The 17,748-nt window shown below is 48.9% G+C and carries 14 protein-coding genes and 1 riboswitch; of the genes, 11 read left to right on the top strand and 3 right to left on the bottom strand.

The window, feature by feature from the left end; translation table 11 throughout:
- Positions 1–139: 139 nt before the first annotated feature.
- Together carB and ACYQ2E_RS05110 are read right to left on the bottom strand one after the other, a co-directional pair.
- Positions 140–3,334, bottom strand: a complete 3,195-nt coding sequence (gene carB / locus ACYQ2E_RS05115; RefSeq protein ID WP_460016993.1) for a carbamoyl-phosphate synthase large subunit — start codon at positions 3,332–3,334, stop codon at positions 140–142.
- 348 nt (positions 3,335–3,682) lie between these two features.
- Positions 3,683–4,756 carry a carbamoyl phosphate synthase small subunit gene (locus ACYQ2E_RS05110; protein ID WP_460016992.1) on the bottom strand — a complete coding sequence of 358 codons (1,074 nt, stop codon included), beginning with the start codon at positions 4,754–4,756 and terminating at the stop codon, positions 3,683–3,685.
- 357 nt (positions 4,757–5,113) lie between these two features.
- Between ACYQ2E_RS05110 and ACYQ2E_RS05105 the strand changes: the two genes are divergently transcribed.
- From ACYQ2E_RS05105 to ACYQ2E_RS05055, 11 genes are all read left to right on the top strand, one after another.
- The gene (locus ACYQ2E_RS05105; protein WP_460016991.1) at positions 5,114–5,203 is read left to right on the top strand and encodes a type I toxin-antitoxin system Fst family toxin; all 90 of its coding nucleotides are present in this window, start codon (positions 5,114–5,116) and stop codon (positions 5,201–5,203) included.
- 223 nt (positions 5,204–5,426) lie between these two features.
- Complete coding sequence (locus ACYQ2E_RS05100; protein ID WP_460016990.1) at positions 5,427–5,672, top strand: DUF2829 domain-containing protein; 246 nt, start codon at positions 5,427–5,429, stop codon at positions 5,670–5,672.
- Positions 5,672–6,397 carry a 3-oxoacyl-ACP reductase gene (locus tag ACYQ2E_RS05095; protein WP_460017006.1) on the top strand — a complete coding sequence of 242 codons (726 nt, stop codon included), beginning with the start codon at positions 5,672–5,674 and terminating at the stop codon, positions 6,395–6,397. The genes ACYQ2E_RS05100 and ACYQ2E_RS05095 overlap by 1 nt, the downstream gene beginning before the upstream one ends.
- Before the next feature lie 69 nt (positions 6,398–6,466).
- Positions 6,467–6,582: riboswitch (PreQ1 riboswitch) on the top strand.
- Positions 6,580–7,089 (top strand): QueT transporter family protein, encoded by a 510-nt coding sequence (locus ACYQ2E_RS05090; protein WP_460016989.1) that lies wholly within the window; start codon positions 6,580–6,582, stop codon positions 7,087–7,089. Its footprint overlaps the riboswitch before it by 3 nt.
- A 193-nt stretch (positions 7,090–7,282) precedes the next feature.
- Positions 7,283–8,917, top strand: a complete 1,635-nt coding sequence (locus ACYQ2E_RS05085) for a mannitol dehydrogenase family protein (protein WP_460016988.1) — start codon at positions 7,283–7,285, stop codon at positions 8,915–8,917.
- Positions 8,918–8,945: 28 nt separating this feature from the next.
- On the top strand, positions 8,946–10,025 hold the full coding sequence (gene uxuA, locus ACYQ2E_RS05080; RefSeq protein ID WP_460016987.1) for a mannonate dehydratase: 1,080 nt from the start codon (positions 8,946–8,948) through the stop codon (positions 10,023–10,025).
- 31 nt (positions 10,026–10,056) lie between these two features.
- Positions 10,057–11,478, top strand: coding sequence for a glucuronate isomerase (uxaC, locus tag ACYQ2E_RS05075; protein ID WP_460016986.1), 1,422 nt, complete (start codon positions 10,057–10,059; stop codon positions 11,476–11,478).
- A 28-nt stretch (positions 11,479–11,506) separates the two neighbouring features.
- Positions 11,507–12,478 carry a sugar kinase gene (locus ACYQ2E_RS05070; protein WP_460016985.1) on the top strand — a complete coding sequence of 324 codons (972 nt, stop codon included), beginning with the start codon at positions 11,507–11,509 and terminating at the stop codon, positions 12,476–12,478.
- Positions 12,479–12,564: 86 nt separating this feature from the next.
- The gene (locus ACYQ2E_RS05065; protein ID WP_460016984.1) at positions 12,565–13,956 is read left to right on the top strand and encodes a citrate transporter; all 1,392 of its coding nucleotides are present in this window, start codon (positions 12,565–12,567) and stop codon (positions 13,954–13,956) included.
- A gap of 188 nt (positions 13,957–14,144) precedes the next feature.
- Positions 14,145–16,277 (top strand): hydantoinase/oxoprolinase family protein, encoded by a 2,133-nt coding sequence (locus ACYQ2E_RS05060; RefSeq protein WP_460016983.1) that lies wholly within the window; start codon positions 14,145–14,147, stop codon positions 16,275–16,277.
- Positions 16,249–16,962: a hypothetical protein gene (locus tag ACYQ2E_RS05055; RefSeq protein WP_460016982.1), complete on the top strand. Its 714-nt coding sequence runs from the start codon at positions 16,249–16,251 to the stop codon at positions 16,960–16,962. Before ACYQ2E_RS05060 ends, ACYQ2E_RS05055 begins: the two co-directional genes overlap by 29 nt.
- 40 nt (positions 16,963–17,002) lie before the next feature.
- Here the strand turns inward: ACYQ2E_RS05055 and ACYQ2E_RS05050 are convergent, their stop codons facing one another.
- The gene (locus ACYQ2E_RS05050) at positions 17,003–17,662 is read right to left on the bottom strand and encodes a histidine phosphatase family protein (RefSeq protein ID WP_460016981.1); all 660 of its coding nucleotides are present in this window, start codon (positions 17,660–17,662) and stop codon (positions 17,003–17,005) included.
- Positions 17,663–17,748: the final 86 nt, after the last annotated feature.

The raw sequence follows: 17,748 nt of genomic DNA, 5'->3' as shown, positions 1-17,748 counted from the left end.
ATGTCAAGTAGAAGTCCGCATGACACGCGAATTCACCGGCTCTTCTGTAATTTGCAGTGAGTGTAAAAGATTATTTTCTGAAGAAAATGACTAAAAACTCAGATTTTGATAAACTTCAAAATCTGAGTTTTTGCACAGCTTACTCAAAAATCGCTTCCGTCGCAAACGACCGGCTCTCAAGCACCCGCAGAATCGCCCGTGCCGTGTCCAGCGCCGTGAACAAAGGCACACCGTGCTCCACCGACTCACGTCGGATACTCAGCCCGTCAGCTTCTGCGGCGCCTCGGTTGCGGCCGATGGTATTGATAACTGCCTGGGCTTGTCCTTTGCGAATCAGGTCGATGACCGTGTTCTCCCCATTTACAGCCTCGGACAATTTGTCCGCTACCTGCACAGAAAGGCCTGCCTGGCTGAAATACTGTGCCGTTCCGGAAGTCGCAATCAGAGAATAGCCAATTCGGCTGAAGCGTTTCGCTAAGTTCAGCGCCTCCGCCTTGTCTTCGTCGGCAATCGTAAAGAGAATTGCGCCGAAGCCCTTGACATGCAGCCCCGAGGCTTCGAAAGCCTTATAGAGCGCCTTCTCCATCGAATAGTCACTCCCCATGACTTCACCGGTCGACTTCATCTCCGGCCCCAGATAAGTGTCGACTTTCTGCAGCTTCGTGAAGGAAAAGACCGGCGCTTTAACGTGAACCTGCGCGCTTTCAGGATACAAACCGTCCGCGTAACCAAGCCCCTCCAGACTCTCGCCCAGAATCAGCTGCGTCGCCACCTGAGCCATCGGAATCCCTGTGACTTTGGACAGAAAGGGCACCGTGCGGCTCGCCCGCGGATTCACCTCAATCACGTAAACTTCGTCCTCATGAATCACAAACTGCACATTCATCATACCGAAACATTTTAGACCAATTGCCAGTTTTTGTGTATAATCCGCGATTTTTTCCTGGATTTTCCGGGACAATGTTTGAGGCGGATAAACCGCCATGGAGTCGCCAGAGTGGACACCGGCACGCTCTATATGCTCCATGATGCCAGGAATCAGGACATGCTCACCGTCAGAAATGGCATCCACCTCGCACTCTTTCCCGAGCAGGTAACGGTCAATCAGCACAGGGTGCTCAGGGCTGACCCTGACAGCTGTGCGCATGTAATAGCGCAAGTCTTGTTCGTTATCGACAATTTCCATGGCTCGGCCGCCCAAAACGTAAGACGGGCGCACAAGGACAGGGTATCCGATTTTACTGGCAATATTGACCGCTGCTGCCTCGCTTGTTGCCGTGTCGCCTAGAGGCTGAGGAATGTTCAGCTCATGAAGCGCCGCCTCAAAGAGGTCGCGGTCTTCCGCACGATCCAAATCCTCGACCTGCGTACCGAGAATCTTGACGCCAGCGGCTGCCAGCGGCTCCGCCAGATTAATCGCCGTCTGCCCGCCGAACTGGACAATCACGCCCTTCGGCTGCTCCAGGTCAATGACGTTCATCACGTCTTCGAGCGTCAGTGGCTCGAAGTAGAGCTTGTCCGAAATCGAGAAGTCGGTCGAGACTGTTTCAGGGTTGGAATTCATGATGATGGCTTCGTAGCCGGCTTTCTGGATAGCCTTGACCGAGTGGACGGTCGCGTAGTCAAATTCGACACCCTGTCCAATTCTGATGGGGCCTGAGCCTAGAACCAGGACGGATTCCTTGTCGCTGCGCATGGACTCGTTTTCCCATTCGTAGGTGGCGTAGAAATAGGGGGTGCTGGATTCGAACTCGGCGGCGCAGGTGTCGACCATTTTATAGACAGGTGTGATTTTGTTTTTCAGGCGGATTTCCCGGATCTCCTCAGCGGACATTTGCCAGAGTTCAGCTATTTTTTTGTCGGAAAAGCCGTTTGACTTGGCGATTTTCAGCTGCTCAAGGTCGCCGCTATGCTGGCTGAGGGCTTGCTCAATCTCGCATATATGCAATAATTTATCCAGGAAAAATAAGTCAATTTTTGTTAGATTAGTAAGCTCTTCGATAGTGCAGCCGCGGCGAATGGCTTCTGAGAGGTAGAAGAGTCGGTCGTCCTGCGGCTTGACGATTTTCTCGCGCAGGACTTCGTTTGAGACTTGTTGCAGCTCTGGGAGCTCATTGTGGGAGGCGCCGATTTCCAGCGAGCGAACGGCTTTGAGCAGGCTTTCTTCAATGTTGCGCCCGATGGCCATGACTTCGCCCGTGGCTTTCATCTGCGTGCCCAGGTGGCGGTCGCCTTTTTCAAATTTGTCAAAAGGCCAGCGCGGAATCTTGGCTACGACATAGTCGAGCGCAGGCTCAAACTGGGCGTAAGTCGTGCCGGTGACCGGATTCTTCATCTCGTCCAGGGTCAGGCCGACCGCAATTTTAGCGGCCAGTTTGGCAATCGGGTAGCCGGTGGCTTTGGAGGCCAGCGCGGACGAGCGGGACACACGCGGATTGACTTCAATCACATAGTAGTTGAAGCTCTGCGGGTCTAGTGCCAGCTGGACATTACAGCCGCCCTCGATTTTCAGTGCACGGATGATTTTAAGGCTGGCGTCGCGCAGCATCTGGTATTCGTCGTCAGACAGGGTCTGGCTCGGCGCGAAAACGATGGAATCGCCTGTATGCACACCGACCGGGTCGAAATTTTCCATGTTGCAGACGACAATGGCATTGTCTGCTGAGTCGCGCATGACTTCGTATTCGATTTCTTTGAAGCCGGCAATGGATTTTTCAATCAGACACTGAGTGACCGGTGAAAGTTTCAGGCCGTTTTCTGTAATTTCACGCAGCTCACCTTCATTGTCGCAGAGGCCGCCGCCGGTGCCGCCGAGTGTGAATGCCGGGCGCACAATGAGCGGGTAGCCGATTTTCTCCGCAAAGTCCAGCGCTTCGTCCACCGTGTGGACAATTACAGAATCAGGAATCGGCTGGTCAAGCTCTTCCATCAGCTGCTTGAACAAGTCGCGGTCCTCTGCCTGATCAATCGCGGAAAGCTTTGTCCCCAGCAGCTCGACCTCAAGCTCGGCGAGAATGCCAGTCCGCGAGAGTTCCATGGCCATGTTCAGACCCGTTTGCCCGCCGAGGGTTGGCAGCAGCGCGTCCGGACGCTCTTTTCTCAGAATCTGCGAAACAAACTCCAGCGTAAGCGGCTCAATGTAGACCCTGTCTGCGATTTCCTTATCTGTCATGATGGTGGCAGGGTTGGAATTGACCAGCACGACCTCGTAGCCCTCTTCCTTCAGAGCGAGGCAAGCCTGTGTGCCGGCATAGTCAAATTCGGCTGCCTGACCAATGATAATCGGGCCTGAGCCGATGACCATGATTTTTTTGATGTCTTTTCTTTTTGGCATTTTCTTTCCCTTCATTATATAACTGAGTTCACACAGAGCTAAAGCTCTGGCAATTTCTAGAAGCTAAGGCTTCTGAAATTGTCTGCGTCCTACGGACGCTGTTGTCGACTCTCGCTACGACGCTGAAGCGCCTAGTCGAGTCGCAGCACGCCTGAAGCTAGAAGATTAGAAAAGCAGGCTGTTGCGGCTTCAGCCGCTTACAGATCGCTTTCCCCACCGCCGTGGGATAAATCGGAACCTGCCCTACGGGCAGAACCTCGATTTCCTAAGCAGACTCTTACCGCTTTAGCGGTTTAGAGGTCGCTTTCCCTTTAGGGGTAAATCTTTACGCTTCAAAACGGGCGTGCTTCACATCTTGAATTTGTCCATCATGTCCATAAAATCATCGAACAAATGCGCTGCGTCGTGCGGACCAGGGGCTGCGTCCGGATGAAACTGCACGGAGAAGGCCGGGTAATGGCGGTGACGCACGCCCTCAACTGTCTGGTCATTAATCTCAATATGCGTGACCACGAGCTTCTCAGGGCTGCAGCTCTCAGGGGCAACCGCATAGCCATGATTCTGCGAGGTGAAGTCAATGCGGCCTGTGGCCAGTTCTTTGACCGCATGGTTGAAGCCGCGGTGCCCGAACTTCATCTTGAACGTGTCAGCGCCGTTGGCCAGGCTGAAGAGCTGATGACCAAGGCAGATACCGAAAATCGGGATTTTACCCTGAATGCCCTGAATCATCTGAATCGCTTCTGGCACGTCTTTCGGGTCGCCAGGCCCATTTGTCAGCATGACGCCGTCCGGCTGCAGGTCAAGAATGGTCTGGGCATCCGTATTGTAAGGCAGTACGGTCAAGTCGCAGTCTCGCTTGGATAATTCACGCAAAATCGAGTGCTTGAGCCCGAAATCAATCACGACCACGTGCCGTCCTGTGCCCGGAGCCGGATACGCCCGTGTAGTCGAGACTTGTTCTACCTGGTTTGTCGGCAGCACACTGGCTTTCAGCTGACTGAACGCATGCTCAACACTGTGCTCCGCGCCCACCAAGGAGGCCTTCATCGTCCCATGCCGGCGGATAATGCGCGTCAGCGCCCGCGTGTCAATCCCAGCAATTCCAGGAATCCCTTTTCCCTTTAAAAACTCATCCAGACTCATCTGCGAGCGCCAGTTGTTCGGCCTCCGAGCAAATTCTTTGACGACCACCGCTTTCGTCGTCGGCGCAATCGACTCGTAGTTGTCTCGGTTAATCCCGTAATTTCCGACCAAAGGATAGGTGAAAGTCAGAATCTGCCCGTTGTAGCTCTGGTCCGTGATGGACTCCTGGTAGCCCGTCATTCCCGTCGAGAAGACCAGCTCGCCCGTGACCTCTTTGTCCGCTCCGAAAGCCTCGCCCTCAAAGACTTGCCCGTCTTCTAAAATCAGTAATCGCTTCATTTTCTTCCTCTCTTTTTCGCAAAAAAACACTTGCAGGAAACCTGCAAGTGTACTCAGTTCATATTCATAAATCAGCCGACAGCCATGCCGCGTAAACGCGAACTTTCCAAAAAGCCCCAGATAGAACTGGTCTCCACTGATTATATAAAGTTTTTCAAACTCTCGTATCCTTGCAAGCCTCTCTGGACTTATTTAAAGGTTTTGTTTATTATAGCTTTTCTTTTGTGAAAATTCAAGTGCGAAATTTTACACAGAGTCTCCGAAAATGGACGGAATGGCCATTTGAGAATGGCTTTAGATCTGACAAGCTGATATAATTTTAAGTGGCACTTCCTTGCCTAGGGAGGGGGTGAGAACATGAGTATCTTGAAACAGATTGCGGTTTCAGCGATTGCTGGAATTGTGGTCACTATCTTTGCGAAATGGTACAATCGCAGAGACAAGTAGCCTAGGCATTGCCCCGCGACGCTTGAATAAGTGAAAAAAATCCCTCAGTTGTAGCATCAACTGAGGGATTCGTGGTACATGAGTATCTTGTTATGCTTTTATTATAGCACAACTTTCACAGCTGTCAAGTGGTGCGCTTGGTAAGTAAGTTTTTGCTATAATGGATCAATGAAATCTAAACAAGGCCGAGCTCTTGAGCGAATGCTATTCCAAGGAGAAAAAAATGACTTTTGAAGAAGCACTGCCCCTGCTGAAGGCGGGCAAAAAAATCGTGCGGACCACAGGCTGGTCGGGCGCGGAGAACTATGTGAAACTCTATGATTCAATCATTTTAGAAAGCGGCGAAAAGCTTGATGTGACGCCGTATTTTCTGATTAATGTTGCGGGTGAGGGCGAAGGATTTTCGATGTGGGCGCCGACGCCATGTGATGTGCTGGCAGACGATTGGGTTCTGGTTGACGAAAAATGATGAGATTTGCGGATAAAAAAGTTCTGGTGACGGGCGCAAGCTCAGGGATTGGTCTGGCCCAGGCGAAAGCATTTTTGGTAGAAGGTGCTCAGGTTGTTGCTGTTGACCTTAACGGTTCACCCTTGAATTCTGATACGCCTGCGTTAAGCTGCAAAATCTGTGATGTCTCGAATCCGGAGGAGGTTCGGAATTTAGCCGATGAAGTCGGTGAAATTGACATTCTCTGCAATACGGCAGGCATTCTGGACGCTTATGCTGACATCGCGCATACGGATTTTGAATTCTGGCATAAGATTTTGCGCACTAACCTTGACTCTGTCTATCTCATGACCTCGACATTTTTGCCCGGCATGAAAAGGAAGAAATCCGGCGTCATCGTCAATATGGCTTCGATTGCGGGGCTTGTCGCGGGCGGCGGGGGAATTGCCTACACGGCGAGCAAACACGCGATTATCGGCTTCACGAAGCAGCTGGCTCTGGACGAGGCGCAGCACGGGATTCAGGTGCTGGGCATTGCGCCCGGGGCGATAAAAACTCCGATGAACGCGGCGGATTTTGAGGAGAACGGCGGGGAGATGGCACAGTGGGTGGCGCGTGAAACGCCGGCTAAGCGCTGGGCTGAACCGGAAGAAGTGGCGCAGCTCACGCTCTTTCTGGCGAGCCCGGAAGCTTCGTATATGGCAGGCGCGGTCGTTCCCATAGACGGCGGCTGGACAATCAAGTGAGCAAATGCAGTATTTTGAGAGCACTGATTAGCTCAATCAGTGTTTTTTTACTTTGAATTTTTGGAAAAATCTGTTAGAATAGAAACGTTGCGAAAACGCGACCCTCAGGACTTGTACCTTTGCCTGAGCATATTACAAACAAGCATCAGAAAAATTCTGATGACTTGCTAAAGGAGAAAAATTTGAAAAATTCAAAAGTCTACGACATTGTCACGATTGCTATTGTTGCCGCGCTATATGTGATTTTAACTATGGCACCCGGACTAAGCGCAATCAGCTATGGTCCTGTTCAGTTCAGGATATCAGAGATGCTGAATTTTACAGCTTTTTTCAATAAAAAATACATTATTGCTGTGACAATCGGCTGTATGATTTCAAATCTGCTGAGTTTCACTCTGGTAGATGTGATTGTCGGCGGACTCTCAACGCTGGTTTTCCTTAGTCTTGGCGTGCTCTTGTTCAACCGCTATAAAGATCAGTATTTCTGGAAAGGTCAGATTAACAAAGCATTTCTGTTCTTTGCGCTTTTCTTTTCAGCAAGTATGTTTACAATTGCGATTGAACTGAAGGTGATTGCTGGTGCTCCGTTTTGGTGGACTTGGCTGACTTTGATATTAGGCGAGTTTGCGAGTTTGTTCATTGGCAGTTTTATCATGGATAAGCTGGGCAAGAGAATTGATCTGACAAGGTGATTTCCGGCAGGTAAATAATCGAAAATTGATATATTTGAGCGCAGAACGAAAATCTGCGCCTTTTTTTGTGCATTTGTGAAAGCGCCTACTTTATTCTTGACAAGTAAAAAAGAAAATGATATATTTTAGTAAATCGGTTTCGGAAAACGGTTAAATTAGTTTTTGACGAATGCTATTCCAAAGGAGTAATGAAATGGTCAAATTACAGGACAATTATTTATTAAATGCACAAAAATTTGAACAAGCTGGCATTCAGCTGCCGGCTTACAATCAACAAGAAATCACTGCAGAAGCTGAAAACCAGCCAATCTGGGTGCATTTTGGCGGCGGCAATCTCTTCCGTTGCTTCCATGCGGTGATTGCGCAGGAGCTGCTCAATCAGGGAGAGATGAAATCCGGCGTCATTGTGGCAGAAACCTATGATGATGAAGTGATTGACAAGATTTATCATGAAAATGACAATCGTTTCCTGGCAGTGACTATGAAATCAGACGGGACTTTTGATAAAGAGCTTGTCGCAAGTGTGGCGGACAGTATTTACTTCAATGCTGTCAACAGGACGGGCTGGGAAAAACTGACAGAGATTTTTACTCAGCCCTCACTGCAGTTTGCGACATTTTCAATCACTGAAAAAGGCTACTCACTGCGTGATTCACAGGGAAATTTGACCGCTCAGGCACAGGAAGACTTGACAAACACTGAGTTCCCGAAGACGAATATGGCCGCTGTGGCACATTTGCTCCTGGCGCGTTACCAGGCTGGAAAATACCCGATTGCAATGGTCAGCACGGACAATTTCTCGGAAAATGGCCAAAAACTCGAAGAGGCAGTTTTAACCATTGCGAGCGGCTGGCTTGAAAACGGGAAAGTTGAGCAGGGGTTCATTGACTATTTAACAAATACTCAATCGGTGACTTTTCCCTGGTCAATGATTGACCGAATCACACCGAATCCTTCAGAGGAAGTGGGCCGGAGGCTTGCGGCGGATGGATTTGAAAACACTGAAATTTTCCACACTGCTAAGCATACCAATATCGCGCCTTTCGGGAACACGGAAGAAGTTCATTATCTGGTCATCGAAGATGCATTTCCAAATGGCCGGCCAAGGCTTGACAAGGCTGGCGTAATCCTGACAGATCGTGAAACGGTTAATGATGCGGATCAGATGAAAGTGACAGCTTGTCTAAATCCGCTGCATACGGCGCTGGCGATTTTCGGCTCAGTGCTTGGTTATCAGTCGATTGCGGAAGAGGTCGCAAATTCGGACTTGCTGGCTCTAATCAAGAATCTCGGCTATGGCGAGGCGCTGCCTGTGGTTAAGGATCCGAAAATTATTGACCCGCGTGACTTTATTGGACAGTTGTTGACGAAACGTCTGCCGAATAAGAATATCCCGGACACGCCGCAGCGGATTGCAGCAGATACGTCACAGAAAATTCCGGTTCGTTATGGCGTGACAATTGGGCACTATGTCGCAAATCCGGATTTGTCGGTGGATTCACTTGAGTTCATTCCGCTGGTGATTGCGGCCTGGTGCCGTTATCTGACGGGGAAAAATGATGCGCTTGAAGCATTTACGCCGAGTCCGGATCCGCTTATGGACGAACTTCAAGCTTATGTAGAAAATGTCAAACTTGACGGAAGTGTGCAGAATGTACATGAAATTCTGGCGCCGATTTTATCCAACCGTTCAATTTTTCCGCAAGACATGTATGAAATCGGCTTGGCAGATAAAGTTGAGAATTACTTCGCGGAAATGACGGCTGGAAAAGGGGCAGTTCTTGCAACTTTGAAGAAAGCGCTTCAGGAACATGGCAAAGATTACTAAATAAACAATGTGAATAGGAGATTCTAAAATGGAAATGACCTTCCGCTGGTTCGGCTCAAACGCCGACAAAATCAAACTGCAGGACATCGCGCAAGTTCCAGGCATCAAGGGTGTAGTGGGAATGATAATGGACATCCCGGCCGGAGAAGTCTGGCCCAAAGAACGCATCAAAGCTCTCAAAGAAGAAGTCGAAGCTGCAGGCCTGACGCTAAAAGTCATCGAGTCCGTCAACATTCATGACGACATCAAAATCGGTTTACCAACGCGTGACCAGTACATTGAGAATTATAAGACAACAATTCGCAATCTGTCCGAATTCGGAATTGAAGTCATCTGCTACAACTTCATGCCTGTATTTGACTGGCTGAAGTCGGACCTGGACTATCGCCTGGCAGATGGTTCCCAGACAATGGCTTTCATTTCAAAGGACATTCCGAAAGACCCGCAGGAAATCATTGACCGCGTACAGGCGGCTGACGGCGGTTATTCACTTCCCGGCTGGGAGCCTGAGCGCTTAGCCGAGGTAAAACGCCTCTTCACAGCCTACAAAGACGTGGATGAAGCGAAACTGCGCGAGAATTTCAAGTATTTTCTTGAGAAAATCATCCCTACCTGTGAAGAAGTCGGCATCAAGATGGCTGTTCATCCTGACGACCCGCCTTACAGCATGTTCGGCCTGCCGCGCGTCGTCAAAAATCGCGAAGATCTCGACTGGATCTGCAATGCGGTGGACAGCCCCTCAAACGGCATCACACTCTGTACAGGTTCAATTGCCGAGGATCCGGACAATGACGTCTATGCCATCATGGCGGAGTTTGTAAAACGCGACCGCATCCCATTTGCCCATGTGCGCAATATCAAATACCTTGATTCAGGCAAATACGACTTCTATGAAGCGCCTCACAAGTCAGAATACGGCTCGCTTGACATGTACAAAATCCTCAAAGCAATGTATGACAACGGATTTAACGGCTACATCCGCCCTGATCACGGCCGCATGATCTGGGGAGAAACAGGCCGACCAGGCTACGGACTATATGACCGTGCTCTTGGTGCCATGTACCTCAATGGTCTCTGGGAAGCAATCGAGAAAAACAATCAGAAATAATTTATGTGTTAGAAAAAGAAAGGAATAGAGAATGGAATTTTTATCAGACGACTTCCTGCTGGAAAGTGAAATGTCAAAAAAACTTTTCCACAATTATGTGGAAAACATGCCCATCATTGATTTCCATTGCCACCTCAACCCCGTCGAAATCTACGAAAACAAGAATTATAAAAATATCACGCGCATCTGGCTGAATGACGGCACATACGGTGACCACTACAAATGGCGTCTCATGCGGGCTAACGGCATAGCAGAGGAACTCATCACAGGCAATGGCGATGACTACGATAAATTCCTGGCCTGGGCCGCGACGATTGAAAAAGCATTCGGCAATCCGCTCTATGAATGGACACATCTTGAGCTCCGCCGTTTCTTCGGTATCAATGAAAAACTGACAACGAAGTCTGCACCTGCAATTTGGGAAAAAGCCAATGCGCTGCTCCAGACCGAGGACTTTAAGCCGCGCAGCCTCATTCGCCGCTCAAATGTCAAAGCTATCTGTACAACAGATGATCCAGCGGATGATCTTCATTTCCACAAACTGATTCAGTCAGACGAGGCTGAGAATGGCTTCAAAGTCCTGCCGGCACTACGTCCCGACAAATTGATTCATCTGGAACTTGACGGCTACGGTGAGTATTTGGACAAACTCAGCCAAGTGTCAGAACAAAAAATAGACAGTATGTCCGGCATTGAAGCCGCCATGCGCCAGCGTTTTGAATTCTTCAGTTCAATGGGCGGTTCATTGTCAGATCATTCACTGGAAACTTTCCATTATGAAGAGGCAACAGCAGCTGAAGTTGACGCTATCATTGCCAAGGCGGTGAAAAATGAAGCACTGACAGAACTCGAAATCTCTCAGTATGTCACAAAACTCATGCTTGTCCTGATGAAGCTCAACACTGAATTTGACTGGACCATGCAGTTTCATCTCAATGCCGTTCGGAGCGTGAATCCTGTGATGTTTGAGAAAATCGGCGCTGATACAGGTTTTGACATGATGGGCACACAGCCTGACATTGTTGATGCAATGCAGAAGCTTTATACAAAGGCCAGCACCGAAGGCATCATTCCGAAGTCAATTCTTTATTCACTGAATCAGAATGACTGGCTGCAGCTCGCGACAATGATGCAGTGTTTCCAGGGCGGCACAAAGCAGCGTCTGCAGCTCGGTGCCGGCTGGTGGTTCAATGACACGGCCGAGTATATGCAAGAGCAGCTGAAAGTCTTTTCGCAGCAGAGCTTAGTCACCAATTTCGTAGGCATGCTGACTGATTCGCGCAGTTTTCTCAGCTACCCGCGCCATGAATACTTCCGCCGCGTGCTCTGTGAGTTCTTTGGTCATCTATCAGAACAAGGACGTGTACCAAATGATTTAGAACTATTAGGAAAAGTGGTTCAAGACATCGCGTACAATAACGCACACGATTATTTCGGATTTTTCAAGAAATGAACATAAAAATGATAAGCGAGGACAGCCTATGGCAGAATTTCTAACGATTGGAGAAGCGCTCGTCGTCCTAGCGTCCGAAGATATAGACACATCACTTGATGATGCACAGCACTTCTCAAAATTCCTGGCAGGTGCCGAGCTGAATGTGGCCATCGGCATCTGCCGGTTAGAACATACAGCGGCCTATCTCTCCCAAGTTGGGAATGATCCCTTCGGCCGCTTCATTACCCAATCAGCCGCAGAAGCAGGCATTGAAACAGAAAATCTGCTCATAAACCCGGAAAAACTGACAGGTTTTTACCTCAAGCAAAAGCTCAGCAAAGGAGATCCGGCTGTCTCTTATTTCAGAAAAAATTCCGCGGCAGCCAGCATGACGAAGGCGGACCTGATTTCAGTTAAATTTGACGATGTGAAAATCGCTCACCTATCCGGTATTTTTCCAGCTTTATCAGAACTCTCGCTGAAGACATTCCGCGAACTGAATCATCAGCTGAAAGAGCATAATGTGACAACCGTTTTTGACCCGAACCTTCGTCCGGCACTCTGGAAGTCTCAAGAAATCATGGCTGAAACCTTAAATGAGCTGGCCAGGCACAGTCACATCGTCCTTCCGGGAATAAGTGAAGGTAAAATCCTGACAGGTTCAGGCAATCCCGAAGCAATTGCAGACTTTTATCTGAAACAGCAAGGCGGGCTCACTGAGACAGTCATTGTCAAACTCGGAGCTGCTGGTGCTTATGTTAAAACAATTACAGGTGAGAGCCTGACGATTCCTGGATTCAAGGCGGACAATGTCATTGATACGGTTGGAGCCGGCGACGGCTTTGCTGTAGGTCTTGAAAGTGCCCTCTTGGAAGGTAAAACACTTGAAGTGGCAATTAGGCGGGGCTGTGCTGTTGGTGCTCTGGCTGTCCAGTCGCCAGGTGACAACGATGGATACCCAACTCGCGAAGCGCTTCACCATTTTTATCAAAAAAACCGCTACCAGGCCGATATATAAAGCAAAACGGCCGCAATCAAATGTTTAATATGCAATCATATGCGTAATTAATAAAAAATTCTTTCAGAGAAAGTGAGGATTCTCAAATGACAATCACCATAGGGATACTATTAATTTTATCCTTCATTTTCATGGTGTGGTACTGTGTAAAGGGCTATAACCTGATGGTCGGCTTCTTTATCATGGCAACACTGTGGACGGCCTTGGCGCTGATCGGCAATGCAATTGAGCCGAACTCTGCCATTACAGCCCTGCTCAATCCGGCTGCTGCGACTTCTAAAGTCGCAAACACCACGGGTAACGCCCTCATCCCAGTACTCAATCAGGTTTTCCAGAACGGTCCTGCTGGATTTGCTCAATCCATCCTGGTCAACATCTTCTTCGGTTCATTCTTTGGCCGTGTCCTGATGGATTCAGGTATTGCGGCAACACTGATTCGTAAAGTAGTTGAACTCGGCGGTGATAAGCCCCGTATTACGATGAGTCTGCTTTGCATCGTCACAGCGATTATCTTTACAACGATGACAGGTATTGGTCCGGTTATCGCCATTGCAGTAATCGTGCTTCCGATTTTCATGTCGCTGGGTATCCCGTCGCCAGTTGCGATGTTTGCATTCATGGGCTCTATCATGGCTGGTATTTTGTGGAATGTTACAAACTTCCTGCAGTACCAAGGTATCTTTGCAACATTCTATAAAGATGTTTTAAACTACAGCTTCAATGATTACACCCCAATTGCGCTTATTGGCACGGTTGTGACATTGGTCGTTGTGCTCCTCGTTTCAAACCTTTCACTCGGCCGGAAAAAATCATATGCTATGGCTGCAACCGTTTCAGCAGACAACGGCAAAGACGCACCTGCCTACTCATGGATTGCAATCATTCTTCCAGTTATCTTGATTCTGGCTTTCAAAGGATTCCCAGTTATCTTGGCCTTCATTATTGCAGCAGTTTACGCCATGCTGACGACAGGTCTGTTCAAGGGCGGTTTCAAAGAAGTTTGCCGCAAACTGGCAAAATTCTTCTCAGACGGTGCAGTTGATGTTGCACCAATGATTGGTTTTCTGCTCATGCTGGCCATGTTTAACAACGCAGCTGCCTTCTCAGCACCATACTTCACAGCCATATTCGGCGACATCATCCCAACCTCAGCTATCGTCCTCACCATCATGTTTGCAGTTCTCATTCCACTAGGCTTTTTCCGCGGACCAACGAACCTCGTAGGCTCAGGTGCAGCACTTCTAGCCGTTGTAGCAGCCGCAAACCCGCATGCCGGCGTTGCCTTCATGTTCCCAATCTTCGCCATTGCAACCATCGTACCGCAGCACCTGGACATCACACAATCCTGGGTTGCCTGGGGACTCGGCTATACCAAAGTATCCGCCAAAGAATACATGAAACGCTCCATCCCAACAGGCTACCTGGTCGGCGCCATCATGATCATCGTTACATTTATCCTGTACGGCAGCCAATTCTAGAATCTAATTAAGCAGCGGAACAAAAGTCCCAGAACCAGAAATCACCAACTGGCTAAAAATTAACAAAAACAGAGCGGATAACTCAGCCGAACACACTTTCCCTGAGTTATTCGTTTTCAACGGAATTATTTATAAACACATAAATTATCAAATCAGAACGCAGTAAAAAGTAAGGAGAACCAAAACATATGGCACGTACTGTCAGAATGGGTATCGACGTCGGAGGTACCCACACAAAAGCCGTAGCAATCGACAACGCTACGCAGCAAGTTATCGGAAAGTCTTCTGTCAAAACGACGCACCACCATCCCAAAGGTGTGGCAGCTGGTGTTGTAGAGTCTTTTGAAAACTGCTTGAGAGAAAATAACATTTCACCCAGCGAAGTTGTCTTCGTTGCGCACTCCACAACCCAAGCCACCAATGCCCTCATCGAAGGCGACGTAGCAAAAGTCGGCGTCATCGGCATGGCCAAAGGCGGAATTGAAGGCTGGCTGGCCAAACGCCAGACAAAACTTGACGACATCGACCTAGGCAACAACAAGAAAATTTCCATCGTCAATTCTTTTATCCCCATGAAAGAATTAAACGCCGAAAACGTCGAAAAAGTAATTACTGACCTAGTGAACGATAAAGGCGCCGGCGTACTCGTTTCATCCATGGCCTTCGGCGTAGATGACGCCAAACCGGAGCAGCTGATCTATGAGGCGGCCAGCAAGCGCGACATCCCAACCACTATGGCCTCCGACATCACAAAACTTTATGGCCTGACACGCCGTACCCGCACAGCGGCCATTAATGCCTCAATCCTGCCTAAAATGCTGGATACAGCCGAGTCGACAGAAGCCTCTGTCCGCGAAGCCGGCGTCACTGTCCCACTGATGATTATGCGCGGCGACGGCGGCGTCATGGAAATCAACGAAATGAAAAAGCGTCCAGTTCTGACTATGCTGTCTGGGCCTGCCGCTTCCGTCATGGGCTCATTGATGTATCTACGTGCCTCAAACGGTGTTTACTTTGAAGTCGGCGGAACAACCACCAATATCGGCGTTATCCGTAACGGCCGTCCAGCCATTGACTATTCAATCGTCGGCGGGCATCCGACCTATATCTCTTCACTAGATGTCCGTGTTCTCGGCTGTGCCGGCGGTTCCATGATTCGTGCAGACAAATCCGGCGTCAAAGATGTCGGCCCTCGTTCCGCCCACATTGCGGATTTGGAGTATGCCGTCTTTACAGACACAGACAACATTGTCAATCCGCGTGTAGAATTCTTCTCACCACGCCCCGGCGATCCGGACGATTATGTTAAAATTGTCTGCGATAACGGCAAAGAATATGCCATCACCAACTCCTGCGCGGCCAACGTACTCGGTCTTGTCGGCAAAGAACATTTCTCTTACGGAAATGCAGAAGCCGCCCGCAAAGCCATGCAGCCGCTTGCAGATATGGCTGGCGTAACAGTAGAAGACATTGCCACACAAATTATGGAACGCGCCTATGCCAAGATTGAGCCGGTTATCCTTGAACTCGCAGACAAATATAAACTTGAAAAAGACCAAATCTCACTTGTTGGAGTCGGCGGCGGCGCTGCCTCATTGATTACCTACTTTTCAAACAAAATGGGAGTAAAATATTCAATTCCTGAAAATGCCGAAGTCATCTCATCCATCGGTGTGGCGCTAGCCATGGTAAGAGACGTTGTCGAACGCATTATCCCGTCTCCGAGCAAAGAAGACATACGAGCAATCAAGAATGAAGCTCTGAATAAAGCTGTGGAATCAGGGGCGACTCCGGACTCAGTCGAAATTCACATTGAAATAGACCCGCAGACCTCAAAAGTGACTGCTATTGCCACAGGCTCAACAGAAGTCAAGACAACTGACCTGACCAAAGAAGTAGACGAAGCCGAGGCCATTGAGCTCGCCTCAGAAGACATGCGCCTTGCGCCGGAGCAAGTTGAGGTTATCGCGAAGACTGATCATTTCTTTGTTGTGGGTGAAAAAGGCTGCAGCAGCAAACCAGGTCCAGTCCGCATTGTAGATAAAAAAGGCTTTATCAAAGTACAGCGCGGAAATGCTATGTGCGTGAAAATCAAAGCCGCAGACTACCTTAATCCAGTAGAGGCGCTTTGGGAAGACATGGCTGTTTACCGCTCGGAAGTCATCCTGCGGCCGGAATTTTACATGTGCTTAGGCGCACGCGTCAGCGACTTTGAAGCCACAGAACTCGATCAGCTGGAACTGCTGATGGATCTTGAAGTTTCAAACCTAGAACCAGAACAGGAGATTTTAGTTGTCTCAGGAAACGTCCAACAATCTTGAGCCCAAACTCAAGCAAATCGTCCAAACTTTGAAGACATTTGACGACCTCACATTTGGAGAGTATCAGTTCCGGCGTGATGCTCTCCAGAAAAAGGTCACGTCAAGCGAACGACAGCGGCTGATTGCAGAAGCGCTCCAGTGCGGCAAAGACAAAGCGCGTGAAATCGCACACCAGTTCGCCGGTAAAACGCCCTCTGAAATCACAGAAGCCCTAGGCATTACCGTCAAAGAGAAACTGACAGACTCTGTAAAAGGCTACATTCTGCTTGCACGTTACACAGACAATTCCGGCACCGGCGAAATCACCCTCATGGCAGACGCTCTCGAAAAACTGGATTCGCGCGAAGCCCACGAAGCCCTGGGACTCAAGCTGGAAACCACAAAAAACATCATCCTCTCGCACGAAATCTTCCATCATCTTGAAAGTCAAGATTCGAACATTTTTACACAGACCACAACGGTCAACCTCTGGAAAATTTTCGGCCACCAGCAAAAGTCGCACCTGCGCTCCTTGAGCGAGATTGCAGCCATGAGCTTTTCCTGGAATCTGCTGCAGCTCACTTACTCGCCGCAAATCCTGGAAATCGTGACCGCCTATCAGACCAATCAGGAGTTTGGCTTGCAGCTTTATGACGAGCTGGTTGAAATTGCAGGAAACGTAAAAATCGAGCAAAAAAGCCGTTGATAACAACGACTAAATTTCAATACATTTTCAGCTCAACTGTTCAAATCGAAACATTCCCTTCATTAAGGTCAACCGCATCCAGATAAGCGGTCTGATTATAGACGTCAAGTCCAAAATTACCGTCGGTGAGCTCTGTGACGATTGAGGTTGAAAGATTTCTCACGCCCAGCAAGTTTTCGTTTTTAGTCAGCGTTTTAATTCCGAGCTGGTTGATGCCGCCGTGCCCGAATACGAGGGCGTTTTCGTCTTGGCCAAGATTCTGGGCGATTCTGCGGATTGCGGCGGCGAATCTTTGCCCGGCAAGTCGGAAGTCTTCAATGCCAAGTGCTTGCAGCTCAGGGTCATTTTCCCGGCGCGAGACTTTCTGGAAAAGTGAAAAATGGTCTTTGATAAGGTCTTCCCGCTTTTGGCCTTCCCATTGACCATAGGCGATTTCCCGCAGGTCGTCAATCGTTTGAGCTCCTAGCTCTGAGTTGTTTGTCAGTCTTTCGAGAATGAGGTCTGCAGTTGCGCGTGCGCGCGGCAAGGGACTGGAGTATGCTTGTGAAAAATGATATTGACTGAGATAAGCTGCCAGCTGGTCATATTTTCGCAGTTCCTGTTCATTCAATATCAGCGGACTGTCCGCCCCAACGCCCTGCAGCCGTTTTTCTCTGTTGAAAACCGTTTTTCCGTGCCGAATGATAAAGATACGTTTCATGTTAATTCCAATACTATTTTTCTATATTTGTCCATTTATTCCCTTTTTCGGTCATCGTATTTCGCACATTTTTGCTGAAATGTGCG

The organism is Lactovum odontotermitis, assembly GCF_054658595.1.
Note: the sequence above shows the minus strand (reverse complement) of the source record. Positions and strands in the feature narration are given on the sequence as shown.

Bases quoted from the DNA above. Each gene is read 5' to 3' on its own strand.
- carB (WP_460016993.1), bottom strand. From the start codon at position 3,334: ATGCCAAAAAGAAAAGACATCAAAAAAATCATGGTCATCGGCTCAGGC.
- ACYQ2E_RS05110 (WP_460016992.1), bottom strand. From the start codon at position 4,756: ATGAAGCGATTACTGATTTTAGAAGACGGGCAAGTCTTTGAGGGCGAG.
- ACYQ2E_RS05105 (WP_460016991.1), top strand. From the start codon at position 5,114: ATGAGTATCTTGAAACAGATTGCGGTTTCAGCGATTGCTGGAATTGTG.
- ACYQ2E_RS05100 (WP_460016990.1), top strand. From the start codon at position 5,427: ATGACTTTTGAAGAAGCACTGCCCCTGCTGAAGGCGGGCAAAAAAATC.
- ACYQ2E_RS05095 (WP_460017006.1), top strand. From the start codon at position 5,672: ATGAGATTTGCGGATAAAAAAGTTCTGGTGACGGGCGCAAGCTCAGGG.
- ACYQ2E_RS05085 (WP_460016988.1), top strand. From the start codon at position 7,283: ATGGTCAAATTACAGGACAATTATTTATTAAATGCACAAAAATTTGAA.
- uxuA (WP_460016987.1), top strand. From the start codon at position 8,946: ATGGAAATGACCTTCCGCTGGTTCGGCTCAAACGCCGACAAAATCAAA.
- uxaC (WP_460016986.1), top strand. From the start codon at position 10,057: ATGGAATTTTTATCAGACGACTTCCTGCTGGAAAGTGAAATGTCAAAA.
- ACYQ2E_RS05070 (WP_460016985.1), top strand. From the start codon at position 11,507: ATGGCAGAATTTCTAACGATTGGAGAAGCGCTCGTCGTCCTAGCGTCC.
- ACYQ2E_RS05065 (WP_460016984.1), top strand. From the start codon at position 12,565: ATGACAATCACCATAGGGATACTATTAATTTTATCCTTCATTTTCATG.
- ACYQ2E_RS05060 (WP_460016983.1), top strand. From the start codon at position 14,145: ATGGCACGTACTGTCAGAATGGGTATCGACGTCGGAGGTACCCACACA.
- ACYQ2E_RS05050 (WP_460016981.1), bottom strand. From the start codon at position 17,662: ATGAAACGTATCTTTATCATTCGGCACGGAAAAACGGTTTTCAACAGA.